Origin of the sequence: Micromonospora fulviviridis (assembly GCF_014648395.1) — a bacterium.
GTDB lineage: Bacteria > Actinomycetota > Actinomycetes > Mycobacteriales > Micromonosporaceae > Micromonospora > Micromonospora fulviviridis.
Genome location: NZ_BMRA01000005.1, coordinates 502,070 through 527,438, shown reverse-complemented (window position 1 = coordinate 527,438; position 25,369 = coordinate 502,070). Strand labels below are relative to the sequence as shown.

General features: G+C 74.3%; 24 protein-coding genes. 13 read left to right on the top strand and 11 right to left on the bottom strand.

All coding sequences use genetic code 11. The features are described from left to right. Positions 1 to 4: 4 nt before the first annotated feature. Positions 5 to 778, bottom strand: a complete 774-nt coding sequence (locus IEY96_RS16650; protein ID WP_189195691.1) for an isocitrate lyase/PEP mutase family protein — start codon at positions 776 to 778, stop codon at positions 5 to 7. 53 nt (positions 779 to 831) lie between these two features. On the opposite strand from IEY96_RS16650, the gene pdxR reads away from it, so the two are divergent. Next, entirely contained in the window at positions 832 to 2,232 is a 1,401-nt protein-coding gene (gene pdxR, locus IEY96_RS16645) for a MocR-like pyridoxine biosynthesis transcription factor PdxR (RefSeq protein ID WP_189195754.1), read from the top strand. 111 nt (positions 2,233 to 2,343) lie between these two features. On the opposite strand, the gene IEY96_RS16640 is transcribed toward pdxR, so the two are convergent. Then, positions 2,344 to 3,795: an MFS transporter gene (locus IEY96_RS16640; RefSeq protein WP_189195690.1), complete on the bottom strand. Its 1,452-nt coding sequence runs from the start codon at positions 3,793 to 3,795 to the stop codon at positions 2,344 to 2,346. Between the two features lie 79 nt (positions 3,796 to 3,874). Between IEY96_RS16640 and IEY96_RS16635 the strand changes: the two genes are divergently transcribed. The 3 genes from IEY96_RS16635 to IEY96_RS16625 all read left to right on the top strand — a co-directional run bounded on the left by IEY96_RS16635 (position 3,875) and on the right by IEY96_RS16625 (position 7,109). After that, on the top strand, positions 3,875 to 4,270 hold the full coding sequence (locus IEY96_RS16635) for a winged helix-turn-helix transcriptional regulator (protein WP_091318658.1): 396 nt from the start codon (positions 3,875 to 3,877) through the stop codon (positions 4,268 to 4,270). Between the two features lie 79 nt (positions 4,271 to 4,349). Next, positions 4,350 to 4,895: a TetR/AcrR family transcriptional regulator gene (locus tag IEY96_RS16630; protein ID WP_189195689.1), complete on the top strand. Its 546-nt coding sequence runs from the start codon at positions 4,350 to 4,352 to the stop codon at positions 4,893 to 4,895. A 33-nt stretch (positions 4,896 to 4,928) separates the two neighbouring features. Continuing rightward, complete coding sequence (locus tag IEY96_RS16625; RefSeq protein ID WP_189195688.1) at positions 4,929 to 7,109, top strand: MMPL family transporter; 2,181 nt, start codon at positions 4,929 to 4,931, stop codon at positions 7,107 to 7,109. A gap of 21 nt (positions 7,110 to 7,130) precedes the next feature. Here the strand turns inward: IEY96_RS16625 and IEY96_RS16620 are convergent, their stop codons facing one another. After that, complete coding sequence (locus tag IEY96_RS16620; RefSeq protein ID WP_189195687.1) at positions 7,131 to 8,387, bottom strand: erythromycin esterase family protein; 1,257 nt, start codon at positions 8,385 to 8,387, stop codon at positions 7,131 to 7,133. A 90-nt stretch (positions 8,388 to 8,477) separates the two neighbouring features. Here IEY96_RS16620 and IEY96_RS16615 point away from each other — a divergent pair, with 90 nt between their 5' ends. Further along, complete coding sequence (locus IEY96_RS16615; RefSeq protein WP_107079291.1) at positions 8,478 to 8,669, top strand: DUF2795 domain-containing protein; 192 nt, start codon at positions 8,478 to 8,480, stop codon at positions 8,667 to 8,669. 6 nt (positions 8,670 to 8,675) lie between these two features. Here the strand turns inward: IEY96_RS16615 and erm are convergent, their stop codons facing one another. Beyond that, a complete protein-coding gene (gene erm, locus IEY96_RS16610) occupies positions 8,676 to 9,491 on the bottom strand; it encodes an ErmE/ErmH/ErmO/ErmR family 23S rRNA (adenine(2058)-N(6))-methyltransferase (protein WP_189195686.1) in 816 nt (271 codons plus the stop codon). A gap of 434 nt (positions 9,492 to 9,925) precedes the next feature. Further along, the gene (locus tag IEY96_RS16605) at positions 9,926 to 10,825 is read right to left on the bottom strand and encodes a Gfo/Idh/MocA family protein (protein WP_189195685.1); all 900 of its coding nucleotides are present in this window, start codon (positions 10,823 to 10,825) and stop codon (positions 9,926 to 9,928) included. 169 nt (positions 10,826 to 10,994) lie between these two features. Here IEY96_RS16605 and IEY96_RS16600 point away from each other — a divergent pair, with 169 nt between their 5' ends. Both IEY96_RS16600 and IEY96_RS16595 read left to right on the top strand, forming a co-directional pair. Then, positions 10,995 to 11,390, top strand: coding sequence for a hypothetical protein (locus IEY96_RS16600; protein WP_189195684.1), 396 nt, complete (start codon positions 10,995 to 10,997; stop codon positions 11,388 to 11,390). Next, positions 11,383 to 11,787: a hypothetical protein gene (locus IEY96_RS16595; RefSeq protein WP_091262250.1), complete on the top strand. Its 405-nt coding sequence runs from the start codon at positions 11,383 to 11,385 to the stop codon at positions 11,785 to 11,787. Before IEY96_RS16600 ends, IEY96_RS16595 begins: the two co-directional genes overlap by 8 nt. 29 nt (positions 11,788 to 11,816) lie before the next feature. Here IEY96_RS16595 and fabG read toward each other — a convergent pair whose 3' ends face one another. Then, entirely contained in the window at positions 11,817 to 12,575 is a 759-nt protein-coding gene (gene fabG, locus IEY96_RS16590; RefSeq protein ID WP_189195683.1) for a 3-oxoacyl-ACP reductase FabG, read from the bottom strand. Positions 12,576 to 12,630: 55 nt separating this feature from the next. Next, the gene (locus tag IEY96_RS16585) at positions 12,631 to 14,283 is read right to left on the bottom strand and encodes an alpha-amylase family protein (protein WP_189195682.1); all 1,653 of its coding nucleotides are present in this window, start codon (positions 14,281 to 14,283) and stop codon (positions 12,631 to 12,633) included. A 72-nt stretch (positions 14,284 to 14,355) separates the two neighbouring features. On the opposite strand from IEY96_RS16585, the gene IEY96_RS16580 reads away from it, so the two are divergent. Continuing rightward, positions 14,356 to 14,955 (top strand): DUF1349 domain-containing protein, encoded by a 600-nt coding sequence (locus IEY96_RS16580; protein ID WP_189195681.1) that lies wholly within the window; start codon positions 14,356 to 14,358, stop codon positions 14,953 to 14,955. Positions 14,956 to 15,047: 92 nt separating this feature from the next. After that, positions 15,048 to 15,710 (top strand): DedA family protein, encoded by a 663-nt coding sequence (locus tag IEY96_RS16575; RefSeq protein WP_189195680.1) that lies wholly within the window; start codon positions 15,048 to 15,050, stop codon positions 15,708 to 15,710. Positions 15,711 to 15,723: 13 nt separating this feature from the next. On the opposite strand, the gene IEY96_RS16570 is transcribed toward IEY96_RS16575, so the two are convergent. The 4 genes from IEY96_RS16570 to IEY96_RS16555 all read right to left on the bottom strand — a co-directional run bounded on the left by IEY96_RS16570 (position 15,724) and on the right by IEY96_RS16555 (position 20,058). Continuing rightward, positions 15,724 to 17,289 carry a cellulose binding domain-containing protein gene (locus IEY96_RS16570; RefSeq protein WP_189195679.1) on the bottom strand — a complete coding sequence of 522 codons (1,566 nt, stop codon included), beginning with the start codon at positions 17,287 to 17,289 and terminating at the stop codon, positions 15,724 to 15,726. A 134-nt stretch (positions 17,290 to 17,423) separates the two neighbouring features. Then, entirely contained in the window at positions 17,424 to 18,848 is a 1,425-nt protein-coding gene (locus IEY96_RS16565) for a carbohydrate-binding protein (protein ID WP_189195678.1), read from the bottom strand. A 77-nt stretch (positions 18,849 to 18,925) separates the two neighbouring features. Then, positions 18,926 to 19,669, bottom strand: a complete 744-nt coding sequence (locus tag IEY96_RS16560; RefSeq protein ID WP_189195677.1) for a YidC/Oxa1 family membrane protein insertase — start codon at positions 19,667 to 19,669, stop codon at positions 18,926 to 18,928. Between the two features lie 119 nt (positions 19,670 to 19,788). Beyond that, positions 19,789 to 20,058 (bottom strand): DUF6412 domain-containing protein, encoded by a 270-nt coding sequence (locus tag IEY96_RS16555; protein WP_189195753.1) that lies wholly within the window; start codon positions 20,056 to 20,058, stop codon positions 19,789 to 19,791. Positions 20,059 to 20,216: 158 nt separating this feature from the next. Here IEY96_RS16555 and IEY96_RS16550 point away from each other — a divergent pair, with 158 nt between their 5' ends. The 4 genes from IEY96_RS16550 to IEY96_RS16535 all read left to right on the top strand — a co-directional run bounded on the left by IEY96_RS16550 (position 20,217) and on the right by IEY96_RS16535 (position 25,365). Then, positions 20,217 to 21,365 (top strand): carboxylate-amine ligase, encoded by a 1,149-nt coding sequence (locus tag IEY96_RS16550; protein ID WP_189195676.1) that lies wholly within the window; start codon positions 20,217 to 20,219, stop codon positions 21,363 to 21,365. A 40-nt stretch (positions 21,366 to 21,405) separates the two neighbouring features. After that, entirely contained in the window at positions 21,406 to 22,785 is a 1,380-nt protein-coding gene (locus IEY96_RS16545) for an FAD-dependent oxidoreductase (RefSeq protein WP_189195675.1), read from the top strand. 76 nt (positions 22,786 to 22,861) lie between these two features. Then, complete coding sequence (locus tag IEY96_RS16540) at positions 22,862 to 23,812, top strand: endonuclease domain-containing protein (protein ID WP_189195674.1); 951 nt, start codon at positions 22,862 to 22,864, stop codon at positions 23,810 to 23,812. A gap of 131 nt (positions 23,813 to 23,943) precedes the next feature. Continuing rightward, complete coding sequence (locus IEY96_RS16535) at positions 23,944 to 25,365, top strand: WGR domain-containing protein (RefSeq protein ID WP_189195673.1); 1,422 nt, start codon at positions 23,944 to 23,946, stop codon at positions 25,363 to 25,365. Positions 25,366 to 25,369: the final 4 nt, after the last annotated feature.

Here is a 25,369-nt window from a genome sequence, read left to right as displayed (position 1 = left end):
CGGGTCAGGATCCGAACGGGTCGCCGCCGGCGTGGACGGTGGCGAGCAGTTCGGCGGCGCGGGCGCGGGCGGCCGCGTACACGCCGGAGCCGAAGCTGATCCGGGCCGCGCCGAGGGCCGCCAGCTCGGCCGGTGCGGGCGCGCCGGGTCGGGCCATGACGTTGACCGGGGCGTCCACCTCGGTGACGAAGCCGCGGATCTGCTCCGGGTCGGCCAGCAGGATCGGGTAGACGCTGTCCGCCCCGGCGGCCAGGTAGCCGCGTCCCCGGCGGACCGCCTCGGCGAGCCGCCCCTCGGCCGGGCCGTACGCCCGCAGGTGCACGTCGACCCGGGCGTTGAGCACCAGGTCCACGCCGGCCGTGCGCGCCGCCGCCCGGATCCCGGCGAGCAGGTCGGCCTGCTCCTCGACGTCGTACAGCCTCCCGGTCCGCGGGTCGGAGTCCTCGATGTTGCAGCCCACCGCCCCGGCCGCCAGCAGCCGCTCGACCAGCTCGGCCGGGCGCAGCCCGTACCCCCGTTCCAGGTCGGCGGTGACCGGGACCGGCACGGCGGCGGCGATCCGGCCGACCGCCGAGAACATCTCGGCCACCGGCGCGGCCTCGCCGTCGGCGTGGCCGAGCGCCTCGGCGACCGCGGCGCTGCTGGTGGCGACGGCTGGGAAGCCCGCCGCGACCACCGCGCGGGCCGACCCCGGATCCCAGGCGTTCGGCAGGATCAGCGGGTCCCCGGGGCGGTGCAGCGCGCGCAACGCGGCGGCCCGCCGGCTCAGCTCGGTCATGCGGCCAGTCTCGCCGGGCCGGCGGCCCGCCCGTAAGCTCCAATTCCGTGCCGATGGACTGGGCCGATTTCGGCGTCGACCTGCACCTGGAGCTGGACGCCACCGGCGGCCGGCGGGCCGGGCTGGAACGGGCGCTGCGGGACGCCATCCGCGACGGGCGGCTCCCGCCGGCCACCCGGCTGCCGGCCACCCGCGCCCTCGCCGCCGAGCTGGGCCTGTCCCGGGGCACCGTGAGCGCCGCCTACGACCAGCTGGTCGCCGAGGGCTGGCTGGTCGCCCGGATCGGCGCGGGCACGGAGGTCAGCGGGCTGCGCCGGGCCGCGCCGCCGCCGGCCGCGCCGCCGTCCGGGCCGCCGACCTTCCGGTACGACCTGCGCCCGGGCAGCCCCGATGTCGGGCTCTTCCCGGTCGCCGCCTGGCTGCGGGCCACCCGGCGGGCGCTGGCCGTGGCCCCCGCCGAGGCGTACGGCTACGGCGACCCGCGCGGCCGCCCGGAGCTGCGCCGGGCGCTCGCCGGCTACCTGGGCCGGGCCCGCGGCGTGCTGGCCGACCCGGAACGGATCGTGGTCACAAGCGGGTACGTCCAGGCCCTCGTGCTGCTCACCGGCGTGCTGCGGGACGCCGGTACCCCGACCGTGGCCATGGAGGACCCCGGGCTGGCCTTCCACCGGGAGGTGGTCCGCCGGCACGGCGGCACGGTGCTGCCGCTGCCGGTCGACGGGCTCGGCGCGCGTACCGACCTGCTCGGCACCGGGCCGCTGGCCCGGGTGGGGGCGGCCGTGGTGACCCCGGCGCACCAGTTCCCCACCGGGGTGACCCTGCACCCGGCCCGCCGGCACGCGCTGGCGGAATGGGCCCGGGCCACCGGCGGCCTGGTGGTCGAGGACGACTACGACGGCGAGTTCCGCTACGACCGGCAGCCCGTCGGCGCGGTCCAGGGCACCGCCCCGGAGCAGGTCGCGTACGTGGGAACGGCGGCGAAGACGCTGGGCCCGGCGCTCCGCCTGGCGTGGCTGGTGCTGCCGGCCCGGCTGGTGGAGCCGGTGGTGGAGGCCAAGCGCCACCTGGACCTGCACACGGAGACCATCGGCCAGCTCGCCCTCGCCGAGCTGATCGACGGGCACGGCTACGACCGGCAGATCCGCACCGTCCGGCGCCGCTACCGCCAGCGGCGGGACCTGCTGCTGGACCGGCTGGGTGGCCGGTCGGCCGTGGCCGGGGTGGCGGCCGGCCTGCAGGCCACCGTCCACCTGCGACCCGGCGGCCCGACCGAGGCGGCGGTGCTGGCCGCGGCCGCCGCGCGCGGACTCGCCGTCGGCGGGCTCGCCATGCACCGGCACCACCCGGACAGCGGACCGCCCGGCCTGGTGGTCGGCTACGCCCACCCACCCGCGCACGCCTATCCGGCCGCCGTGGACCTGCTGGCCGGGGTGCTGCACGACCTGGACGCCTGAACCCGCTTCCTCCGGTGGCTGCTCACCGGATCGTGGCGAGTCCCCGTGCGGCGGGAACGGGAACTCGCCACGGTCGGAGCCGGCGCCGGCGGGCGGGCGTGCCGCCCGGGGTCAGCGCGCGGGGCAGGCCTCGGGCGCCGCGGGGGTGGGGAGCGCGGCAGGGGCGGGACGGCGGGCGGGACGGGCCGTGAGGAGGGCGACCAGCAGGGCGGCGGCCACCAGCCCGGCGGCGACCCCGAAAGCGGACCGGTAACCGAGGGCGAGGGCGGTGACCTGGTCGGTGCCGGCGGCGCGCAGCCCGTCGGTCCGGCTGGCCGCCAGGGTGGCCAGCACGGCCAGCCCGAGCGCCCCGCCGACCTGCTGGGTGGTGTTGGCCAGCCCGGAGGCCAGTCCGGCGTCGGCGGGCTCCGCGCCGGCCATGGCCAGGGTGGTGACCGCCGGCAGGGTGAGCCCGCCCGCGACGCCGAAGACCAGCAGCGCCGGCAGCACGTCGGCGGCGTAACCGGCGTCCACCGGGAGGCGGGCCAGCAGCAGGAACCCGGCCACGGCGAGCGCCAGCCCACCGACCAGCACGGTCCGGGCGCCGAACCGGGCCATCAGCCGCCCGGCCAGCCCCAGCGAGACGGCCGCGATCGCCAGCGGGGTGGGCAGGAAGGCGAAGCCGGTGGCGGCCGGGTCCAGCCCGAGCACGGTCTGCAGGTGCAGGGCGAGCAGGAACTGGAAGCCGAAGAAGGCGGCCACCATGAGGAACTGGGTGGCGTTGGCGGCGACCAGGCCGGGCGCGCGCAGCACCCGGGGCGGCAGCAGCGGGGGGGCGGCGCGCCGCTGCCGGGCGGCGAAGCCGGTGAGCAGTGCGGCGGCGAGCGCGCCCGCACCGAGGGTGCGCGGCGAGGTCCAGCCGTGCTCGCCGGCGCCGACGATGGCCAGCACGGCGGCCATCAGCCCGGCGGTGGCCAGCACGGCGCCGAGCAGGTCCAGCCCGGCCCGCAGCCCCTCGCCGCGGTCCGGCGCGATCCGGCGTACGGCGCCGGCCACGATGGCCACGCCGATCGGCAGGTTGATGAGGAAGATCGACCGCCAGCCGGCCAGGTCGGTGAGAAGTCCGCCGACCAGCATGCCGAGCGAGGCACCGGCCGCGCCGGTGAAGCTGAACACGGCGATGGCCCGGGCCCGCTCAGCCGGCTCGGGGAAGATCCGGACGATCATGCCGAGGCTGACCGCGGTGGTGAGCGCGCCCCCGACGCCCTGCGCGAACCGGGCGGCCACCAGGGTTCCCGGCCCGGCGGCGACCGAGCAGAGCAGCGAGGCGAGGGTGAACAGGGCGACCCCGACCAGGAAGACCTGCCGCCGGCCGAGCAGGTCGCCGAGCCGCCCGGCCAGCAGGAGCAGCCCGCCGAAGGCGACCAGGTAGGCGTTCACCACCCAGGCCAGTCCGGCGGCCGGGAAGCCGAGGTCGGCCTGGACGGCCGGCAGCGCCACGGCGACGATGCTGCCGTCCAGGATGATCATCAGGCTGCCGGCGCAGAGCACGAGCAGCGCGGGCCAGCGGTTGGTCCCCGTCATCGGAATGCCTCCTTGGTGCACGGTTTGTTACTGAGGCCATCGTCTGTGACCATGAGGCGGAGCGGAAGGAGGCACTTTGATGTCCCAGGGGAACAGGTGTGTGTCCATCCAGGCCGACCAGGCGCGGGCCTGCACGGTGCGGGAGGCGCTGGACCGGGTCGGCGGCAAGTGGAGCATCGGCATCCTGATCGCCGCGTCCCAGGGCCCGATCCGCTTCACCGAACTGGAGCGCCAGGTCGAGGGGATCAGCCGCCGGATGCTCACGCTGACCCTGCGCAACCTGGAGCGGGACGGCCTGCTGCACCGGCAGGTCCACCCCACCGTGCCGCCCCGCGTCGAGTACACCGCGACCCCGATGGCCCAGGAGCTCTACGAGTCGCTGGTGGCGCTCACCCGCTGGGCGGAACGGCACCGCGAGGGGATCAGCGCGGCGCGGGCGGCGTACGACCGGGAGCACGGCGCGCCGGTCGGCTGACTCGGCTGTGGCGAAGGCCACGCAATCCGTCTGACCGATCGGTCAGGCGCTGACCGATCGGTCAGGCATGCTGGAGGGCATGGCCCGAGCGGTACCCGAAACCCACGGCGAGATCCTCGCGGCGGCGGCGCGACGCTTCGCCGTCACCGGCTACAAGGGCACCTCGCTCCAGGACATCGCCGGCGCCGTGGGCTGCTCGAAGGCGACCGTGCTCTACCACTTCGCCAACAAGGAAGCCCTGCTCAGCGAGCTGATGGCGCCCGCCATCGCGGTGCTGGAGGCGCTCGACGCCCGGATCGCCGGCACCACCGGCGCGGCCGCCCAGGAGATCGCCGGCGAGTGCTTCGTCGACCTGGCGGTGCGCTTCCGGCGGGAGATCGCGCTGCTTCGGGGCGAGTTCTCCGACCTGCTCCAGCAGCCCGCCTTCGCGCACATCCAGCAGATCTCCGAACGGCTCATCACGGCGTTCGCGGGCCACTCCGACCGGCCCTCCGCGCGGATCGCCGCGCTGGTGGTGCTCGCCGGCATCGCCGAGACGTGCGCCGAGTTCATCGACATCCCCGACGACGAACTGCGGCCCGCCCTGCTGGCCGTGGTCCGGCGGGCCCTCGAACCCGTCACCTGATCCCCGCTCCGACCCCGAGGACAAGGAAACCTGATGGCGACCCTGCTGTACCGGCTCGGCCGGGCATCGTTGCGCCGACGGCGACTCGTCGCCGTCGTGTGGCTCGTCGTACTCGTCGGCCTCGGCCTCGCCGCGGCCACCCTGAAGGGCCCGACGGCGAGCAACTTCACCATGCCCGGCACCGAGTCCCAGAAGGCGCTCGACCTGCTCGCCGACCGGTTCCCGGCGGCCAGCGGCGCCACCGGCACCATCGCCGTCAAGGCGCCCCAGGCCGGCCAGCTCACCACTCCCGAGGGGCAGGCGATCGTCAAGCAGGTCACCCAGGAGGCGGCCACGCTGCCCGGGGTGGTCGGCGCGGTCGACCCGTACCAGGCGCAGGCGCTCACCCCGGACGGCCGGTACGCGCTGATCCAGGTGCAGTTCCAGGGCCGGGCCGACGACGTGACCGACGCGCAGCGCGACGCGTACGAGAAGGTCGGCGCGCAGGCCGAGGCGCAGGGCTGGCAGATCGCCCCCGGCGGTGAGGTGCTGAACGCCGAGCCGGAGGTCGGCTCCACCGAGGCGCTCGGTGTGCTGGTCGCGGCGGTCGTCCTGATCGTCACCTTCGGCTCGCTGGTCGCGGCCGGCATGACCATGCTGAACGCGCTGATCGGTGTCGGCGTCGGGATGGCCGGCCTGTACGCGCTCAGCGGCGCGGTCGAGCTGACCAGCACGGCGCCCATCCTGGCCCTGATGCTCGGCCTCGCGGTCGGCATCGACTACTCGCTCTTCATCACCTCCCGGCACCGGCAGAACCTGCTCGACGGCCTCTCCCCCGAGGAGGCGGTCGGCCGCGCGGTCGGCACCGCCGGCTCCGCCGTGGTCTTCGCCGGCGCCACCGTGGTGGTCGCGCTCGCCGGCCTGGCCGTGGTGGGCATCCCCTTCCTCACCGTGATGGGTCTGGCCGCCGCCGGCACCGTCACCGTGGCCGTGCTGGTGGCGATCACCCTGGCCCCGGCGCTGCTCGGGTTCGCCGGCCGGAAGGTGCTTCCGCGCAAGCTGCGCGACCGCAGGGCGGTCGAGGACCCGGGCACCGGCTCGGAGGACCGCTCCGGCTTCGGTTTCCGCTGGGCGCACTGGGTGACCAGGTTCCGCATCCCGGTGATCCTGGTCGGCCTGCTCGGCCTCGGCCTGCTCGCGATCCCGGCCCAGGACATGCGGCTGGCGCTGCCGGACGCCGCCACCGCCGCCGAGGGCACCCCGGCCCGGGTCAGCAACGACCTGATCCGGGAGGGCTTCGGTCCCGGCTTCACCGGCCGGCTCGCGGTCGTGGTCACCGCCGACTCGCCGCAGGCCACCCAGGCCGCCGTGCCGCAGGTCGCCGCGCTGATCCAGAAGACCGACGGGGTGGTGGCGGTGGCCCCGCCGCAGCTCGACCCGTCCGGCCGCACCGCGCTGCTCGGCGTGATCCCCGAGAAGGGACCGACCGACGAGAAGACCGAGGAACTGGTGCACGACATCCGCCGGCAGGTCGGCGGCATCCAGGACGCCGAGGTGATGCTCACCGGCGTCACCGCGATCGGCATCGACGTGTCGGAGAAGCTCTCCGACGCGCTCCCGGTCTACCTGCTGCTGGTGGTGGGCCTGTCGGTGCTGCTGCTCATGCTGGTGTTCCGGTCGGTCCTGGTGCCGGTGAAGGCGGCGCTGGGCTTCCTGCTCACCGTGGCGGCCACCTTCGGCATCACGGTCGCCGTCTTCCAGCAGGGCCACCTGGCCGACCTGGTCGGGCTGGACACCCCGGGCCCGCTGGTCAGCTTCCTGCCGATCCTGCTCATCGGCATCCTGTTCGGCCTGGCCATGGACTACGAGGTCTTCCTGGTCTCCCGGATGCGCGAGGACTTCGTGCACGGCGACACGGCCCGGCAGGCGACCATCAACGGCATGGGCCACGGCGCCCGGGTGGTCACCGCCGCCGCCTTGATCATGATCTCGGTGTTCGGTGGCTTCGTGTTCCTCGACGACCCGGTCATCAAGTCGATGGGCTTCGCGCTCGCCATCGGTGTCGCCATCGACGCGTTCGTGGTCCGGATGACCATCGTCCCGGCGGTGATGTCGCTGCTCGACAACGCCGCCTGGTGGCTCCCGCGCTGGCTCGGCAGGATCCTGCCCAACGTGGACGTCGAGGGCGAGGGCCTGCGCGCCCACCTCGCCGAGCGCGAGCCCGCCCAGGTGTGACCCGGAGACCTGCCCGGCCGGTCAGACGCCGGCCGGGTAGGTCTCCATCTCGCCCGGGGTGGGCAGCGCCGGCAGCGGGTGCAGCGCGGTCGCCTCGTCGCACCAGACGAACGCGTCATAGCGCTCGCCCAGCCGGGTCGGCACGTAGTTGCCCCAGGACTCGAAGCTCGGGTCGTAGACCACCCCGATGGCCCGGTGGTCGGCCGCCTCGGTCACCCACTCCGGCTGGTCCTCGCCGCCGAAGACCAGGACCGCCCGTTCCGGCATCAGCTCGTGCAGCCGCCGCTCGACCGAGCCCTCCCGGGCCGGCGGCACCACCATGGCCTCGGCCGGCGAACCCCAGCGCGGCGCGGCGACCACCGTGCCCCGGTAGCTGCCGAAGCCGACCAGCGCCACGGCGTCGCGGCCGTGCCGTTCCCGGCCGAGCTGGCCGATGTTCACCAGCCCGTCCGCCGCCATGTCGGTGGCGCGGGCGTCGCCCACGTGGGTGTTGTGCGCCCAGACGACGCCGCGCGCCCGCGGGCCGTAGCGGTCGAGCAGCCGGTCCAGCGTGTCGGCCATGTGGATGTCACGGATGTTCCAGGACTCCGGGCCGCCGCCCACCATGGCCCGGTAGTAGCGCTCCGCGCCGGCCACCACCTCCGCGTTCTGCCAGGCCGAGAATCGGTCCGCGCCGTCGGCGGCGGCCTGTTCCCGGGTACGCGCCAGCAGCCGGACCACCTCCTCCTCGCAGCGGGCCGAGACGAAGCGGCTGGCCGTCCCGTAGTCCTCGACCCGCTTGCCGTACGGCTCGAAGCACCGGTACGCCTCCTGCGCCGCCTCCAGTGAGGCCGGGTCCTCCTCGCCCAGGTAGTCGAAGATGGCCTGCATCGACTCCCAGAGGCTGTAGACGTCCAGCCCGTGGAAGCCGGCCCGCTCCCCCTCGGGGCGTTCCAGGTTCCACGCCCGCAGCCAGCGGCAGAACCGGGCCACCTCGGCGTTGGCCCACATCCAGGTCGGCCAGCGCTCGAAGCGTTCCAGCGCGGTCTGCGGATCGGCCAGCCCGCCCGGGGCGCCCACCACCGAGCAGTTCACCCGGTCGCAGTCCGGCCAGTCCCCCTCCACCGCGACGAAGTCGAAGCCCTGTTCGGCGATGAGCCGCCGGGTCAGTTGCTCGCGCAGCCGGTAGTAGTCGTAGCTGCCGTGCGTCGCCTCGCCGATCATGACGATCCGCGCGTCCCGGACGCGTTCCAGCAGCGGGTCGAAGTCGCTCGGCGCGCCGAGCCGCTGTACCAGCATGCCAGCGGCTACCCGGGCCCCGTCCGGACAAACCGCCAGCCCGGCCGCGCCGGCGGGCATGGTGCCCGGCACAGCGGGTAGCCCGCCGGCATGACCGTCACCGGGGTGCAGTTGCAGGAGTTCCTGGCCGGGCTCGACTACCCGGTCTCCCGTGCGGACCTGGTCCGCTGGGGCCAGGAGAACGGGGCCAGCACCGAGATGCTGCAGATGCTCAAGGCGTTGCCGGCGGAGGAGTTCAACACCCCCGCCGAGCTGGGCGAGGCCCTCAACACCCTGGTCTGAGCCCGGCTACCGCCCGGTCCCGGGGGCCACGGCGTGCAGCAGCCGGAACAGCACCAGCCACTGCTCGGGCCAGACCAGCCCGACCGGGGTGTCCGGGGCGAGCCGGGCGGCCCGCAACGCCCCGTCGAGACGCCGGCGCGGGTACGCGGTGCGCAGCGAGGCGGCCAGCGAGCCGCCGACCCCGCCGAAGCCCAGCTCCACCACCCGCCGGTACGCGGGCAGCGCCGTGCTGGGCAGCAACGGCTCGGGGCGCCGGTCCAGCCGGAGGATGCCGCCGTCCACCGCGGGCACCGGCCGGAACGCGCCCCGGGGCACCCGGCCGGCCAGCCGCCAGTGGTGTTCGGGCCAGGTGAGCACGGTGAGCCGGCTCCACCGGCCGCGGTCACCGGTGCGCTTGCGGGCGTAGTCGAGCTGGGTGAGCAGGGTCGCGGCGCGCAGGCCGGGCGCGGCGAGGCACCAGCGCACCACGGCGGCGGTCAGCGACCAGGGAATGTTGCCGACCACCGCGAACGGCTCACCGGGCGGGACGGCGGCCAGGAAGTCGGCCGCCCGGACCTCGACGTGCGGCAGGTCCGCGCAGGCCGCCGTCAGCTCCGGCAGCACGGCCGGGTCGACCTCGTACGCGATCAGCCGGCCGCACGCGGCGGCGAGCGGCCGGGTCAGCTGCCCGCGCCCGGCGCCCACCTCCAGCAGCAGGTCGTCCGGGCCGGGGCGGGCCGCCCGGAGCATCCGCGCGACGGCGGCCGGGTCGGCGAGGAAGTTCTGGGACAGTACGCGACGGGACCGGTCGCGTGCGGTGGTACGGGGTCGGCGGGGCGCCACGGGATCGTCCTGTCTGTCGCCGGACGGCGACGGGAACGGACAGGCGCACGAGGGAAGCCGGGGCCTGTCCGAGCGGATCGGGACTCGGACGACCCTGGACGGCGGCGGGTACGCGGCACCGAGCCGCCGGATCCGCGTCGAGGCGGGCGGCGGCGAGCACGCGCTGACCGATCTGGCCCTGCCCCGCCGGTCCCCGTGTCGGGGATGGCGGCGCGTGGGCAGCCGGCGGCGGCCGGCCCGGTCAGGGGCCGGCGGTGCGGACGGTCAGGTCAGGCGCGGTGGGCGTACCGGCCGGCCAGGGCCGGACGCCGGACCCACGGGCGGGCGACCAGGAGGAGCCCCCGCGCGGCCGGCGTGACGGCCACGTCGATCAGGGCGTGCGTACACATGCCGGCGAGGCTAGCGGCGGCCCGGCCGGCACGCGACGGAATTCCTCAGATGTCGACGGTGCGCCGCTCGCTGCGGGCGGTCTCGGCGGCGTCGAGCACCGCCACCACCTCCCGGCCGAACCGGACGTCGCAGCGGTGGTCGCGGGTGCCCGCCTCGACCTCCTCCAGCAGCTGGTCGATGGCCGTGCCGAACGCCTGGAGCACGCTGCCGTCGCCGGGCGGGACGGTCTCGGTGCCGTTCTCGCCGAAGAAGACGAAGTCGCGGGTGACCGCCTCGGGCGGCGCGTCGAGGGTGAGCGAGAGCGTGCTGGTGGCGCCGCCGTCGTGGGTGAGCAGCAGGTGCACGAGGCCGCTCGGGCCGTCCATGGCGGCGACCCGGGTGACCCGGCCGAGCACCGGCAGGATCAGCGACAGCGCGTGCGGGCCGATGTCCCAGAGCGCCCCCCGGTCGCGCCGCCACTGCGAGTTCCCGTACGGGTTCCCGGGCTGGTAGATCGAGGCGAACATGGTCGCCCGCGCGTGCTGCCAGCCGCCGACCGCCGCGGTCGAGGCGAGGAAGCCGGTGACGTTCGGGTGGTACCGCTGGGTGAAGAAGACCACCGAGGCCACCCCGGACGCCTGCGCGGCGGCGACCACCCGGTCGGCGTCGGCGAGGCTCAGCGCCAGCGGCTTGTCCAGCAGCAGGTGCCGCCCGGCGGTGGCGGCCCGGACGGCGATCTCGGCCTGCACGTCCGGCGGCAGCGCGACGGCGATCGCGTCGCAGGCGGCCAGCAGCTGGTCCACGTCCTCGAAGACCGGTACGCCGTGCCGGGTGGCGAGCGCGGCCGCCTTCGCCGGGTCCCGCCCCCACACGCCGGCCAGCTCGGCCCGCGGGTGCGCGTCGATGGCCGCGGCGTGCGTCTCCGCCGCCCAGTGACCCGTGCCGAACAAGCCGAACCGCACCACGGACCCCCTGCTGTCGTCCTCCGCCACGGCGTACGCCGGTGGCCGTGATCCACGCTAGTCGTCCGGCCCGGCCGGCGCGCCGCGACCCCGCGGGAGAGCCGGGCGAGGGTGGCTACTACGACGATTAGTAGGCTGTGCCGGTGAATGGGACTGCGCCGGGACGGCGTCGATGACCAGCGCCGCGGCGACCGGCTCGCCGGTGGACGGCATCCTCGCGACGGCCTCGATCGTGCTGTCGCTGCTCATCGCAATCTGGGCCCTGGTGGCGGCGGTACGCCACCGGGCGCCGGACCGGCTCCAGTTCGTCGGCCTGGCCGTGCTGGAGGTGGCCCTGCTGGCGCTCACCGTGGTGGCGCTCGTCGCGCTCGGCGGCGGCGAACGGCCGGGCGAGCCGGGGGCGTTCTTCGGTTACCTCGTGACGCTGGTCTGCCTGCCGCCGCTGGCCTGGGTGCTGGCCCGGATGGAGCCGACCCGCTGGGGCTCGGCGATCGTCTGCGCGGTCTGCCTGGTCACCCCGGTGGTGGTGGTCCGGTTGCAGCAGACCTGGGAGGTCGTCGGTGGCTGAGCAGCGGGCGACGAACCGGGGGCCCGGCCGGTTGCTGATCGCCGTCTACATCCTCTTCGCCATCGCCGCGACCTCGCGGGCCGGCCTCCAGATCGCCACGAAGTTCGACGAGGCGCCGGTGGCGTACCTGCTCTCGGCGCTGGCCGCGCTGATCTACATCGTGGCGGCGGTCGGGCTGGCCCGCGCCGGGCACACCGGCCGCCGGGTCGCGCTGGCCTGCTGCTCGGTGGAGCTGGTCGGGGTGGTCGGCGTCGGCATCCTCAGCCTCGCCGACCGGGAGCTGTTCCCGGACGAGACGGTCTGGTCGGGCTTCGGCAGCGGCTACGGCTACATCCCGCTGGTGCTGCCGGTGCTCGGCCTGTTCTGGCTCTGGCGCACCCGGCACGACCCCGCCTGAGGGAGCCGTGCCGGGCGCACGCGGCCGGGTCAGTCCTTCGGGCCGCCGGCGACGTAGATGACCTGGCCGGAGACGAAGGACGCGCCCTCGCTGGCCAGGAACGAGATGGTGTGGGCGACGTCCTCCGGGCGGCCGGTGCGGCGCACCGGGATCTCCGCGGCGGTGTGCTGCTGGAGCGCGGCGAAGTCGACCTTCATCCGGGCCGCCGTGGCGGCGGTCATGTCGGTGACGATGAAGCCCGGCGCGACCGCGTTGACGGTCACCCCGAACGGGCCCAGCTCGATGGCGAGGGTCTTGGTGAAGCCCTGCAGGCCGGCCTTGGCGGCCGAGTAGTTCGCCTGACCCCGGTTGCCCAGCGCCGAGGTGCTGGAGAGGTTGACGATCCGGCCCCACTTCCGCTCGACCATGTGCTTCTGGGCGGCCTGGCTGAACAGGAACGCGCCGCGCAGGTGCACCGACATGACCGTGTCCCAGTCGGCGTCGGTCATCTTGAACAGCAGGTTGTCCCGGAGCACACCGGCGTTGTTGACCAGCACGGTCGGCGCGCCCAGCTCGGCGGCGACCCGCTCCACGGCGGCCTCCACCTGGGCCCGGTCGGACACGTCGGCGCCGACGCCGAGCGCCCGCCCGCCCGCGGCGGCGATGGCGTCCACGGTCTCCTTGGTCGCCGACTCCTCGATGTCGACCACGGCGACGGCCATGCCGTCGGCGGCCAGCCGTCGGGCGGTGGCCGCGCCGATGCCGCGCGCGGCTCCGGTCACGATGGCGACGCGGGGCTCCTCCGACATGATTACCTCCCGGTAACTTGGGCTCGATCGAAGGAGCTTAACGCCGGGCCGGCCGTCAGAGCCGCGTGCCCCGGCAGATCCGGATCCACCGGTAGCCGTAGCCGGCCAGCTTCAAGCGGTCGAGCTTGCCGACCTCCTCGTAGTTGCGGTCGGTGAGCACGTCGATCGGCAGGTCGGCCTCCGGGGCGAGGACGCTCAGGTCGACCTCGGCGTCCTCGGTGCCGAGGTTGTGCAGGAAGACCATCGTCCCGGTCGGCCCGTCGGCCCGGTGCGCCAGCACCCCGGGCGGCATCGGCACGTCGATGTGGCTGGTGCTCCCCGAGCCGATCTCCGGAGCCTCCCGGAGGGTACGGATCATCCGCTCGAACCAGCCCAGCAGCGACCTCGGGTCCTTGCGCTGGGCGGTCACGTTGACCTTCTGGTAGCCGTACTCGCCCTTGTCGATCACCGGGCGGACCAGCTTCTCCGGGTCGGCGGTGGAGAAGCCGCCGTTCTCCTTGTACGACCACTGCATCGGGGTGCGGATCGCCTCCCGGCCGGGCAGCGACAGGTCCTCGCCCATCCCGATCTCCTCGCCGTAGCGCAGCACCGGCGTGCCGCGCAGCGAGAACTGGAGCGCGTACGCCAGCTCGATGCGGCGGCGGTCGTTGCCGAGCATCGAGGCCAGCCGGCGGCGGATGCCCCGCCCGTAGAGGCGCATGTCCTCGTCCGGGCCGAACTGCTCGTACACCTGGTTGCGCTGCTCGGCGGTGAGCCGGGACAGGTCGATCTCGTCGTGGTTGCGCAGGAAGGTGGCCCACTGCCCGCCCTCGGGCAGGGCCGGGGTGTCCCGCAGCGCCTCGATGACCGGCTCCGGGTCCTGCCGGGCCAGGGCCAGCATCAGCCGGCCGTTCATCATGAAGTCGAAGAGCATGTGGATGCGGTTGGCCGAGCCGCCGCTGTCACCGAAGTAGACCGGCAGCTGGTCCGGCTCGACGTTCGCCTCGGCCAGCAGGACCGCGTCGCCCCGCCGCCACTGCACGTGCTGGCGCAGCTCGGTGAGGAAGTCCAGGTCCTTGGGCGAGTTCGGGTTGCCCGGCTCGGTCAGCTCGATGATGAACGGCACCGCGTCCATCCGGAAACCGGAGACGCCGAGCTGGAGCCAGAACGACATGATCTTCTTGATCTCGGCGCGGACCTCGGGGTTGGCGACGTTGAGGTCCGGCTGGAACTTGTAGAAGCGGTGGTAGTACCACGCCTTCGCGGTGCGGTCGTAGCTCCACGTCTCGTTCTGCTCGCCGGGGAAGACCATGCCCTGGTGCCGGTCGGGCGGCGCCTCGTCGCTCCACACGTACCAGTTGCGGTACGGCGAGTCGGGCGAGGAGCGCGCGGACTGGAACCAGGGGTGCTCGTCCGAGGTGTGGTTGACCACCAGGTCGATGATCACCCGGATGCCCCGGTTCCGCGCCTGGTGCAGCAGCTCGGCGAAGTCGCCGAGGGTGCCCAGCCGCGGGCTGACGTTGTAGAAGTCGGTCGCGTCGTAGCCGTCGTCCCGGTTCGGCGACGGGTGGATCGGGTGCAGCCAGAGGCAGGTCACCCCGAGCCGGGCGAGATAGTCGAGCCGGCCGATCAGGCCGCGGAAGTCACCCACCCCGTCGCCGTCGGAGTCCGCGAACGTGTCGACGTCGAGGCAGTAGACCACCGCCTCCTGATACCACCTGTCACCCATGCCCGGCTTACTTCTCCGGTTGCCGACCGCGGCAAACCCACCGCCGGCCCAGCCGGCCGGTACGGTGCCGGGATGAGCGCCGACACCCACGCCCTCGACTGGTCCGCCGGCACCTGGCTCAACCCGCCGGAGCGGGCGGACTCCGCCGGGAACGCGCTGCTTGTCGAGCCCCGCGGGGGCAGCGACTTCTGGCGGCGGACCAGCTACGGCTTCGTGCACGACGACGGCTCCGCGCTGCTCGCCCCGTTCCCCGTCGACAGTGCCGTGGAGGTGAGCTTCCGGCTCGACTACGCCGCCCAGTTCGATCAGGCCGGGGTGCTGGTCCGGGTGGACGAGCGGCGGTGGACCAAGGCGGGCGTGGAGGTCAGCGACGGGCAGCCGCAGGTCGGCGCGGTCGTCACCGACGAGCTGTCCGACTGGTCGGTGGCGCCGGTGCCGGAGTGGTCGGGGCGGGACGTGACCGTCCGGGTCAGCCGGGCCGGGGACGCGCTGACCGTCCGCGCGCGGGTGGCCGCCGAGCCGTGGCGGCTGGTCCGGGTGGCCCCGCTCGACCCGGGGGCCGAGGCGGCGGCCGGGCCGTACTGCTGCTCGCCCAGCCGCGGCGGCCTGGTGGTCCGCTTCACGGGCTGGCGGCGGGGGCCGGCGGACGCCGCGCTGCACCCGGAGGGCTGACCCGGCGGCCGTGGGTCCGGTCACCGCCAGGTGTGACGGGCGCTCGCCGGGGTACCGCTTACGGATCCCCGGCACGGAGCGGAAGGACGCCCATGGCACTCGCCCAGAACGTCGACCCGAACCAGTTCACCGGGCTGACCGGCTGGGTGGCGAGCATCATCGATGCGTTCGGCGCGGTCGGGGTGGCCCTGTTGGTCGCCCTGGAGAGCATCGTCCCGCCGATCCCGAGCGAGGTCGTGCTGGCCATGGCGGGTTACCTGGCCGCCGAGGGCCGGTTCAACGTGGTGCTGATCGTGCTGGCCGCGACGGCCGGGTCGCTGCTCGGCGCGCTGGTGCTCTACTGGCTCGGCGCGGCGCTCGGGGAGGAACGGCTGAAGCGCTGGCTGGACCGCATCCCGCTGGTGGACCGGGAGGACCTGGAGAAGGCCGACCGCTGGTTCGAGCGGCACGGCCGGTGGGCGGTGCTGATCGGCCGGGTGGTGCCGGTGGTGCGCAGCCTGGTCTCGGTGCCGGCCGGCGCGAATCGCATGCCGCTGGGCGAGTTCGTCCTGCTCACCACGCTGGGCAGCGGGGTGTGGAACACGCTGATCGTCGGGGCCGGCTTCGCCCTCGGCTCGCGCTGGGAACGGGTCAACCAGTACAGCGACTGGTTCAACTACGCGATCTTCGCGGTCTTCGCCGTGATGATCGTGAGCTGGGTGGTCAAGAAGGTGCGCCGGCGGCGCGCCCGGCAGTCGGTGACCGCCGGGCGCTGACCGCGGCGCGGGATCAGAATCCCGCGGTGATGGTGGTGAACTCCCAGGTGTTCTGGGCGATGCCGGAGCAGTTGGAGACCACTCCGCCGCCCGGGCAGGGCCGGTCCCGGTTGACCGACCAGAAGGTGAACCGGGCGAGCCCACGGGCCTTGGCCCAGTCCCGGATCTGCGTCCAGGTGGCCGGGGAGGTGAGCTCCTGCTGGTCGGAGAGCCCGTTCATCCCAGAGAGGCCCATGTGGGCGTAGGCGGTGGCGTCGGACCAGCCGAACGCGTTCTTGAGCGCGTTCTTCAGCCCCTCGGCCGCGTTGACCGTGCTCTGGTACATGTTCGCGCCGCCGCCGAAGTCGAACGGCATGATGGTGAAGACGTCGATGTTGGCGCCCTTCGCGGCGGCCTGGTTGATCAGTCGGGTGCCGTAGTAGGACGGCCCGGTGGTCGAGGTGCCGAAGGTGACGATCGTCCTGATCCCCGGGTTGTTCTGCTTGACGATCTTCAGGGCGTCCAGGATCCGGTCCTGCACCACCTCGTTCTCGAACTCGTCGCTGTTCTCGATGTCGATGTCGATCGCCTTGAGTCCGTAGGCGTTGATGACCTGCTGGTAGGCGCCGGCCAGCGCGCTGGCCGAGGAGCAGTTCGGGCCGAGCTTGTTGCCGCTCCAGCCGCCGAAGGACGGGATGATGTCACCACCGGCCGCCTTGATCGCGGCGATGGTGCTGGCGTGCGTGCCGCCGGTGAGCGGGCCGCTGCCGTCCCAGGCCGGGGTGCAGCCGCCGCCGGAGAGCACGAACGCGATGGTGAACCACTTGATCCCGGTCGCGCCCATCACCGTCGACGGCGCGGGCGGGTCGCCCCAGCCCGGGTAGAGGTAGGGCGCCGCGGCCATCGCGCCGCCACCCCCGCCGGTGCAGCCGGTGGTGGTGGCCGACACCGGCGCGGACTTCGCCGACTCCCCGCTGGCGTTGTACGCGGCCACCGTGTAGCTGTGGCCGGTGCAGGCGGCCAGCCCGGAGACGGTGGCCGAGGTGCCGGTGACCGTGGCCTTCACGGTGCCGCCCTCGTAGACCCGGTAGCCGGTGACCGTGCCGGAGACGGCGTTCCAGGCCAGCGAGACCGACGTGTTGGTGGTGCCGGTGACCCGGAGGCCGCCGGGGGTGGCCGGCGCGCCGGGGTTGCCGCCGCCCCCGCCCGTGCAGGACCCGCCGTTGACCGTGCAGTTGGTCGGGTCGCCGGTGCCGCTGACGATGAAGCCGAAGCTGGTGCTGGCGCCCGGGGCGAGGGTGCCGTTCCAGGACTGGTTCACCGCGGTCACGTGCTGGCCGGAGGTGGTCAGCCGGGCGTCCCAGAACGAGCCGAGGGTGCTGCCGGCGGGCAGGTCGAACTGGACGTTCCAGGAGGAGATGCTGGCCGAACTGTCGTTGGTGACGGTGAACTTCGCCTCGTACCCGCTGCTCCAGGTGGAGGTGCGGACGAAGGCGGCGGTGGCGGCGGAGGCGGGTGGCGCGGCCAGCAGGGTGCCGGCGACCAGGGCGGCGGCGAGCGCGGCGGCGAACGTCGCCGTACGGGTGGAGCGGAGTCTCACGGCGTCCTCCAGGGACCGTTGTGGTGGAGGGTGGGCATTTACGACCGTCGACGTGCGCTCATTATTAAGACTGTTAACTGTTTCTGTCCAGAGGCGGGCCGGGGGTCCCTCGCGGAGCCCCCGGCCCGGCCGGCTCAGCGCCGGAAGGTGAACCAGTTGACGTTGACGAAGTCGGCCGGCTGGCCGCTGGTGAAGGTCAGGTAGACGGTGTGCCGGCCGGTGACCGCGGCGACGTTGCCCGGCACCGAGCGCCAGCTCTGCCAGCCGCCGGTGTTGGCGACCGCGAAGCTGCCGATCGGCGGGTTCGTGGGGCTGTCCACCCGAACCTCGACCAGCCCGCTCACCCCGGCCGGCGCGCCCGAGGCGACCCGGGCCACGAAGTCCCTCGGCGGCGTGGCGCCGAACTCCACGTTGTCGTAGCGGGCCCAGTCGCCGTTGGCCAGCCAGCCGATGTCCTGGCCGCCCTCGGCGCACGCCTCCACCTGCACCCCGTTCTGCCCGGTGAACGCCTCGGCCTGGATGGTGGAGTACGCGTCCACCGCCCCGCCGGGCGGCGGCGTGGTCGGGGTGGGCGACGGCGTGCCGCCGCCACCGCGGGTGTAGGCGGCCACGTAGTCGACCAGCATGGGCCGACCGGAGACGGTCGACGCGGTGGGCGTGGCGGAGCCGGCCACCCCGTCCGGGAAACCGCCGCCCATCGCCACGTTGAGCAGCATGAAGTAGCCGCCGTGGTTGGTCATCTGCCCCCAGTACGGCTCGCCCACCTGGCTCTGGCTGACGGTGTGGAAGAGCTGGCCGTCGACGTACCAGCGCAGCTGTTGCGGGCTGATCGAGGCGTCCCACTCGAAGCGGTAGGTGTGGAACGCCGACTGGCAGGTGCTGCCCGGGCAGGCCCGGGAGTTGCCGATGCCGTTGAACTCGTTGCACGGCCCGCCCGGGGCGACGCCGCAGTGCAGCACCCCCCAGACTGAGTTGATCCCGTTGACGTTCTCCATCACGTCGAACTCGCCGATGCCCGGCCAGTTCTGGTAGTTGCCCCGGTACGGGGAGCCGAGCGCCCAGAAGGCCGGCCAGTAGCCGGCGGCCTGGGCGCCGGTCACGTTCGGCATCTGGATCCGCCCCTCCAAGGCCAGGACGCCCCCGGCGGGCGGCTTGAAGTTGGCGCGGACCGTCTCGATCCGGGCCGAGGTCCACCGGCCGGCGCCGTCCCTGAGCGGGGTGATCCGCAGGTTGCCGGCGCCGTCCTGGGACAGGTTGGCGGTGCTGGAGGTGTAGGTCTGGATCTCGCCGGTGCCCCAGTTGGCCGGGCCGCCCGGGTAGCTGGTGCCGGTGTCGATGATCCAGTTGGCCGAGGAGGGCAGGGTGCCCGCCGCGCCCGTGAAGTCGTCGCTCCACACCAGACTCCAGCCGCTGGGCGGCGGCGGCACGGCGGCGTGGGCGGTCATGGTGACGGTGGCGAGGGCGGTGGTGGCGGCGAGCACGGCGGCCGCCAGGGAGAGCCGCCGGCGCGATCCGCGCACGGCGGAGGGGGCGGCCGTGGCCGCCGGGACAGGGTTCATCGGGGTGCCTCTCTGCGGGGGACGGGCAGGAGAGAGCGCTCTCTGAGGCGTTTTCTACGCGTCCGCCCCCGCAGTTGTCAACGTACGTCGATGCCTTCCGGCTGGGGCCGGCGCAGCACGGCCTGCTCCAGCGCGGTCCACGCCGTCGTGGTGACCAGGTAGAGCACCGCCGCCAGCGGCACCACGAGCCCCACCAGCACCGTGGTGAAGGGCAGCAGCGGCACCAGCCAACCCAGCACCGCGGCGCCCGGGCCCTCGGTCGGCGCACCGGCGATGGTGCCGGTGGCCGCGGCCGCCCGGCGCGCCCGCCGGGCCGACCACCAGGCCAGCACGAGCAGCGCCGCCAGCAGCACCCCGAAGACCGCCACCACCGGACCGGTGAGCCCGTCGCCGAGATGCCACCCCAGGGGTACGCCGGCGAGCTTCTCGTCCAGCAGGTGCGAGTGGCCGTCGCCGGTGGCGAAGAGGCGGTACATGACCAGGAAGAACGGCGCCTGCAACAGCGCCGGCAGGCAGCCCGCGACGGGGCTGGCCCCGGCCCGCCGGTAGAGCGCGAACAACTCGCTCTGGAGCCGGCCGGGATCGTCGGCGTACCGCCGCTGGAGGTCGCGGACCTCGGGGGCGAGCGCCGCGCGGCGCCGCTCCCCGCGGACCTGGGCCAGGGTGAGCGGCGAGATCAGCAGCCGGACCCCGACGGTGAACAGGACGATCGCGGCGGCCGTCGCGGCGCCGCCGGTCAGCGGGGCGAGCGTGTCGGCGAGCCAGGTGACGACGGTGGCGGCGGCGGAGGTCGCGGCGTGCAGTGGTGCGAAGGCGAGCATGGGGAAACCCCTCGGTCCGATTCCGGATGCCCCGACGGGACGACGCGTCCCGTCGGGACGGATGACGACGGAACCGGCCGCGGCGACGGCGCGCCGGAGGAGGACCCGACGCGAGGCGGCTACGCGGCCGAGGGGCGCAGCCCGGGCGCACGGGGACGCGGCCGTCCCGGGGCGTCCGGGTCGACCTGACGGGGCACCCGGCGGTGCCGGGCCCGGGCCCGCAGGGCGACGGCGCGCGGGCCGCCGCGCGGCGTGGGCAGCGCCCGGACCCGCAGCGCGAGCAGTGTGGCGAGCAGCAGCGCGGCGGCCACCGCCGCGCCGGCGAGCAGGCCGGCCGGGCGGTCCGCGAGCAGGGCGAGGGCGTACGCCCACATCCCGGTCATCAGCATCCCTGCCACACGACCACCCTAGAACCCGTTGTCACGTCCCCGGACCCGATCGCGGCGCGTGCCCGGCGACACGCCGCCCGGCGTTTCCCCACGCCGACACGGTGGGTAACAGGGCGTCGACCGGGCGGCACGGTGCCGCGGCCGGTACGGAGCGGACGGTGGTGTCGATGAGCGGGTCAGTGGCGGAGCGGGAACGGAGCGCCGCACCCGGCGGGACGGACCTGCTGACGGTCGGCGTGGAGGAGGAGTTCCTGCTCGTCGACCCGCACACCGGGGCCGCCGTGCCCGCCGTCGACCTCGTCATGGAGCAGGTGCCGGCCGAACTGCGGGGCCAGGTGGAGCGGGAGTTCCAGACCAGCCAGATCGAGATCGGCAGCCCGCCCGGGCTGGAACTGTCCTCCATCCGGCACTCGCTCGCCATGCTCCGCGCCGAACTGTCCGCCGCCGCCGAACGGGCCGGCGTCCGGCTGCTGGCCATCGGCACCGGTCCGGTGGACGGGCCGGTGCCGCCGGTGGTGGACAAGCCCCGCTTCGACCGGATGATCGAACGGTTCCGGCTGCTCGTGCCGGGGCCCGGCAACAACGGCATGCACGTGCACGTCGGCGTCCCGGACGCGGAGACCGGCGTGCAGGTGCTCAACCACGTGCGGCCCTGGCTGCCCATCCTGCACGCGGTCACCGCCAACTCCCCGTTCGCCAAGGGCGAGGACACCGGCTACGCGAGCTGGCGCTCGGTCGAGTGGGAGCGCTGGCCCTCGGTGGCGCCCACCCCCTGGCTCGACTCGCACGAGCACTACGAACGGCTGATCCGGCAGCTCATCGCCAGCGGCGTGATGCTCGACGAGGGGATGCTCTACTGGTACGCCCGGCTGTCCGCCAAGTACCCCACCGTGGAGATCCGGATCGGTGACGTCTGCCCGTCGGTGGACGACGCGGTGCTGGTCGCCGCCCTGGTCCGGGCCCTGGTGGCGACCGCCATGACGGAGATCGCCGAGGGCCGGCCGGCCGCCAACACCGACCACCACCTGCTGGTCGCCGCGCACTGGCGGGCGGCCCACGACGGGCTGGAGGGCGAGGGCGTCGACCTCACCGACGGCGAGCTGCGCCCGGCCTGGGAACTGCTGGACGGGCTGGTCGAGCGGGTCCGCCCGGAACTGGCGCGGCACGGCGACCTCGACCAGGTGACCGACCTGCTCGGCGGGCTGCGCCGGCACGGCAGCGGCGCGGCACGACAGCGGGCGGTGTTCGCGCGTACCGGCGAGCTGGTCGACGTGGTCGCGGACGTGGCCCGGCAGACCCGGGGCTGAGCGCCCACGCGAGCGCGGCGCGCGTGACAGGATGGGCGTCGTGGCGGAGCGGATGGTCGTCGTCGGCGGGGACGCCGCCGGAATGTCGGCGGCGTCCCAGGCCCGGCGCCTCCGCGACCGCGGCGACCTGGAGATCGTCGCCTTCGAGCGGGGCCACTTCACCTCCTACTCGGCCTGCGGCATCCCGTTCTGGGTCAGCGGGATCGTGCCGGAGCGGGACCAGCTCATCGCCCGGGATCCCGCCACCTTCCGGAACGACTTCGACATCGAGGTCCGGCTGCGGCACGAGGTCACCGCCATCGACCTCGACCGCCGCGAGGTGGTCGCCCGCGACCTGGAGGGCGGCGGCGAGGTCCGCGAAGGCTTCGACACGCTGATGTACGCCACCGGCGCGCGCCCGATCCAGCCCGACTGGGCGCGTGGCGGGGTGGCCGGGGTGTTCGGCATGCAGACCCTCGACGACGGCACCGCTCTGCTCGACTGGCTGGAACGCGAGCCGAAGCCCCGCCGCGCGGTGGTGGTCGGCGGCGGCTACATCGGCGTGGAGATGGCCGAGGCGCTGCTGCACCACGGGCTCTCGGTCGACCTGGTCGAGCAGGCCGACCAGCCGATGTCCACCGTGGACCCGGACATGGGCGAGCTGGTGGCCGAGGCGATGCGCGGCACCGGCATCGGCATCCGCACCGGCCTCACGGTCACCGGCCTCGACGAGCGGGACGGCCGGATCGCCGCCGTGGTCACCAACGAGGGGCCGATGCCGGCCGACGTCGTGGTGCTGGGCCTGGGCGTACGCCCGAACACCGCCCTCGGCGAGGCGGCCGGCCTGCCGATCGGCCCGTCCGGGGCGATCCGCGTCGACCGGCGGATGCGGGTGCCCGGGGTGCCCGGTGTCTGGGCGGCCGGCGACTGCGTGGAGTCGCTGCACCGGGTCAGCGGCATGCCGGTGCACATCCCGCTGGGCACGTACGCCAACAAGCAGGGCCGGGTCGCCGGCATCAACATCGGCGGCGGGTACGCGACCTTCCCCGGCGTGATCGGCACGGCGGTGACCAAGGTCTGCGACCTGGAGGTGGGGCGGACCGGCCTGCGCGAGCGGGACGCCACCGCGGCCGGCTTCGAGTTCATCACCGTGCTGGCCGAGTCGACCAACCGGGCCGGCTACTACCCGGGCGCCCGACCGATGACCGTGAAGCTCATCGCCGAGCGGCCCAGCGGCCGGCTGCTGGGCGCGCAGATCGTCGGCTGGTCCGAGGCGGCCAAGCGGATCGACGCGCTGGCCGTTGCGCTGTGGAACAACATGACGGTGGACGAGATGACCGCGCTCGACCTGGGCTACGCGCCGCCGTACGCCCCGGTCTGGGACCCGGTGCTGATCGCCGCCCGCAAGGCCGTCGACGCCCTGGCCCACGCCGGCCGCTGACACCTGTCGGCTTTCGGGTGCGGTTGTTGTCGCTGGGGCGACAAGAAACGCACCCGAAGCGCGGTGGGATCGACCGGTGCGAGTGCCGGGGGACGACGCGTCGGGACTGGAGTGGACGCTGTTCGCCCAGTCGGGGGTGCTCACCTGGGCGCAGGCGGTCGCGGAACTGACTCCGGCGAAGGTGCGGCACCTGCTGGCCAGCGGCCGCTGGCAACGGGTGTGTCGCGGCGTCCTGCGAGCCGCCCCGGGCGGCCCGTTCAGCCGGGACCAGCAGTGGTGGGTCGCGGTGCTGGCGGCGGGCGAGGGGGCGCTGCTGGCCGGGCTGGCGGCCGCCCGGGCCGGCGGCCTGCGGAGCAACTGGCGGTACGAGGTGGTGGACGTGCTGGTCCCCCACCAGCGGCGGGCGCCCGACCTGCTGCGACGGCTCCCGCTGGGCCTGCCGGCGGTACGCGTGCGCCGGGTGCGCCAGCTCGCCGCGGCCGACCACCAGCGGGGCCGGCCGGACCGGACGACCATGGCACGCTCCCTGGTGGACGCGGCACAGTGGGCGCGTACCGACGAGGAGGCGCAGGAGATCGTCGCGGCCGGCTGCCAGCAGCGGCGGGCGACCCTGGCGGAGATCGGCGCGGTGCTGGAGCGGATGCCCCGCGCGCGGCGGCGCGGCCTGGTCCGGGAGACGCTGCGCGACGTGGCCGGCGGCGCCGAGGCCCTGTCCGAGATCGACCTGGTCCGGCTCTGCCGCCGCCACGGCCTGCCAGCGCCGGACGGGCAGGCGCGCCGGCGGGACGCCGACGGCCGGCAACGCTACCTGGACGCCTACTGGCCGCGCTGGCGGTTGCACGTCGAGGTGGACGGCGCGCACCACATGGACGTCCGGCACTGGGCGGCGGACCTGCGTCGCCAGAACCGGGTCTGGATCGAGGGCGACCGGATACTGCGCTTCACCGCCTTCGACGTCCGCCACCGCCCGGACGAGGTGGTGGCGCAACTCCGCGCCGCCCTGACCGCGGCCGGCTGGCGTCCCTGAAGCCGTTGCGGGTGCGTCTGTTGTCGTCCCGGCCACAACAGACGCACCCGAAGCTCTTTGTCGGGGGGCGCGGTTACCTTGTGCGCGCTGTCGCGTTGCCGGGTCCGGCACTTCCCCCTCGGAGGCATCCCATGTCGCAGGAGACGACTTACCTCGAACTGTCCGAAGTGGACGGAGGAGCGCACAAGTTCTACGAGGTCGTGGTCGACGGCACCACGATGGCCGTGCGTTACGGCCGGATCGGCGACCAGGGCCAGGTGAAGATCAGCAACTTCCCGGACAACGCCCGTGCCCGGGCCGCCGCCGCCAAGAAGATCGGGGAGAAGATCCGGAAGGGATACGCGCCGGCCGTCCCCGGCGTACGCCAGAAGCGGGCGGTCTCCCGCCGGCAGATCGTCAGCACCCGCTCCACCGCCCGCACCGCGCCGGTCCTCTGGCGCTACGCCTCCGGCGCGCCCGCGTTCGGCATCTTCATCGACGGGCAGACCTGCATGGTGGGCAACGAGCACGGCGTGATCACCACGCTCGACCACGACGCCCGGGTGCTCAACCAGGTGCGGCTCCCCGACGGGGTGAAGTGCATCGTCGCCGACGACGCCTGGATCTACGCGGGCTGCGACGACGGCAACGTCTACGACCTCTCCGGCAAGGTGCCGCGGGTGGCGTACGCGATCGCCCCCGACATCGACATCTACTGGCTGGACATCCACGACGGCGTGCTGGGCGTCTCCGACCGCGAGGGCGGCATCGCCGCGGTCGACCACGAGGACGAGTTCCTCTGGCGCCGGCCGGGCCGGGGCCGCTCCGCGTGGATGGTGCGGTGCGACACCGACGCCCTCTACCACGGCCACTCGCAGGGGGTCACCGGCTACGACTGGCGGACCGGGCGGGAGCTGTGGCACACCCGCACCGGGGCGGTGCTGTTCGGCTGGCAGGAGCGCGACGCCGTGTTCGCCGGGACCGGCACCCGCGAGGTGGTACGGCTGCGCAAGGACGGGCGGGCCGAGCGGACCTACCGGTGCGACGCCGCGGTCTTCTCCTGCGCCACGGCCGAGGGCGGCCGGTACGTCTTCGCCGGCGACAGCGCCTCCTCGATCTACTGCTTCGACGAGTCCGGCAACCGGCTGTGGAAGCTCGGCACCGGCTGCGGCTCGGCGTACTCGATGCAGTACCACGACGAGCGGCTCTACGTGGTGACCACCGGTGGCCACCTGGCCTGCATCGACGCCAGCGAGCCGGCGATCCGGGCGGCCGAGGCGGGCAGCGTGCCCGAGGTGGTCGACGTGAAGGCCCCGGCCCGGCTGCCCGAGCCGGCCGCCTGGACCACCGTCGAGGTGACCACCGACGACCGGGCCGGCGTCGTCGTGCAGTGCGTCGAGCAGGGCGGCCGGACGCGCATCCGCGTGCTCTCCGACGGCTACCGGCGGGACTGGTCGGTGCAGTTCCCCAAGGGCATCCGGGAGCCGGGCGCGCGTTACCTGGTCGCGGAGGTCCGGGAGGCCGGCCGGGGCGGCTTCTACCGGGCGTACGGCGACATCCGCCGGCTGCGCTGAACGG

Excerpts from the sequence above, each read along its gene's own strand:
- IEY96_RS16650 (WP_189195691.1), bottom strand. The coding sequence starts at position 778 with ATGACCGAGCTGAGCCGGCGGGCCGCCGCGTTGCGCGCGCTGCACCGC.
- pdxR (WP_189195754.1), top strand. The coding sequence starts at position 832 with ATGGACTGGGCCGATTTCGGCGTCGACCTGCACCTGGAGCTGGACGCC.
- IEY96_RS16640 (WP_189195690.1), bottom strand. The coding sequence starts at position 3,795 with ATGACGGGGACCAACCGCTGGCCCGCGCTGCTCGTGCTCTGCGCCGGC.
- IEY96_RS16635 (WP_091318658.1), top strand. The coding sequence starts at position 3,875 with ATGTCCCAGGGGAACAGGTGTGTGTCCATCCAGGCCGACCAGGCGCGG.
- IEY96_RS16630 (WP_189195689.1), top strand. The coding sequence starts at position 4,350 with ATGGCCCGAGCGGTACCCGAAACCCACGGCGAGATCCTCGCGGCGGCG.
- IEY96_RS16625 (WP_189195688.1), top strand. The coding sequence starts at position 4,929 with ATGGCGACCCTGCTGTACCGGCTCGGCCGGGCATCGTTGCGCCGACGG.
- IEY96_RS16620 (WP_189195687.1), bottom strand. The coding sequence starts at position 8,387 with ATGCTGGTACAGCGGCTCGGCGCGCCGAGCGACTTCGACCCGCTGCTG.
- IEY96_RS16615 (WP_107079291.1), top strand. The coding sequence starts at position 8,478 with ATGACCGTCACCGGGGTGCAGTTGCAGGAGTTCCTGGCCGGGCTCGAC.
- IEY96_RS16600 (WP_189195684.1), top strand. The coding sequence starts at position 10,995 with ATGACCAGCGCCGCGGCGACCGGCTCGCCGGTGGACGGCATCCTCGCG.
- fabG (WP_189195683.1), bottom strand. The coding sequence starts at position 12,575 with ATGTCGGAGGAGCCCCGCGTCGCCATCGTGACCGGAGCCGCGCGCGGC.
- IEY96_RS16585 (WP_189195682.1), bottom strand. The coding sequence starts at position 14,283 with ATGGGTGACAGGTGGTATCAGGAGGCGGTGGTCTACTGCCTCGACGTC.
- IEY96_RS16580 (WP_189195681.1), top strand. The coding sequence starts at position 14,356 with ATGAGCGCCGACACCCACGCCCTCGACTGGTCCGCCGGCACCTGGCTC.
- IEY96_RS16575 (WP_189195680.1), top strand. The coding sequence starts at position 15,048 with ATGGCACTCGCCCAGAACGTCGACCCGAACCAGTTCACCGGGCTGACC.
- IEY96_RS16565 (WP_189195678.1), bottom strand. The coding sequence starts at position 18,848 with ATGAACCCTGTCCCGGCGGCCACGGCCGCCCCCTCCGCCGTGCGCGGA.
- IEY96_RS16560 (WP_189195677.1), bottom strand. The coding sequence starts at position 19,669 with ATGCTCGCCTTCGCACCACTGCACGCCGCGACCTCCGCCGCCGCCACC.
- IEY96_RS16555 (WP_189195753.1), bottom strand. The coding sequence starts at position 20,058 with ATGCTGATGACCGGGATGTGGGCGTACGCCCTCGCCCTGCTCGCGGAC.
- IEY96_RS16535 (WP_189195673.1), top strand. The coding sequence starts at position 23,944 with ATGTCGCAGGAGACGACTTACCTCGAACTGTCCGAAGTGGACGGAGGA.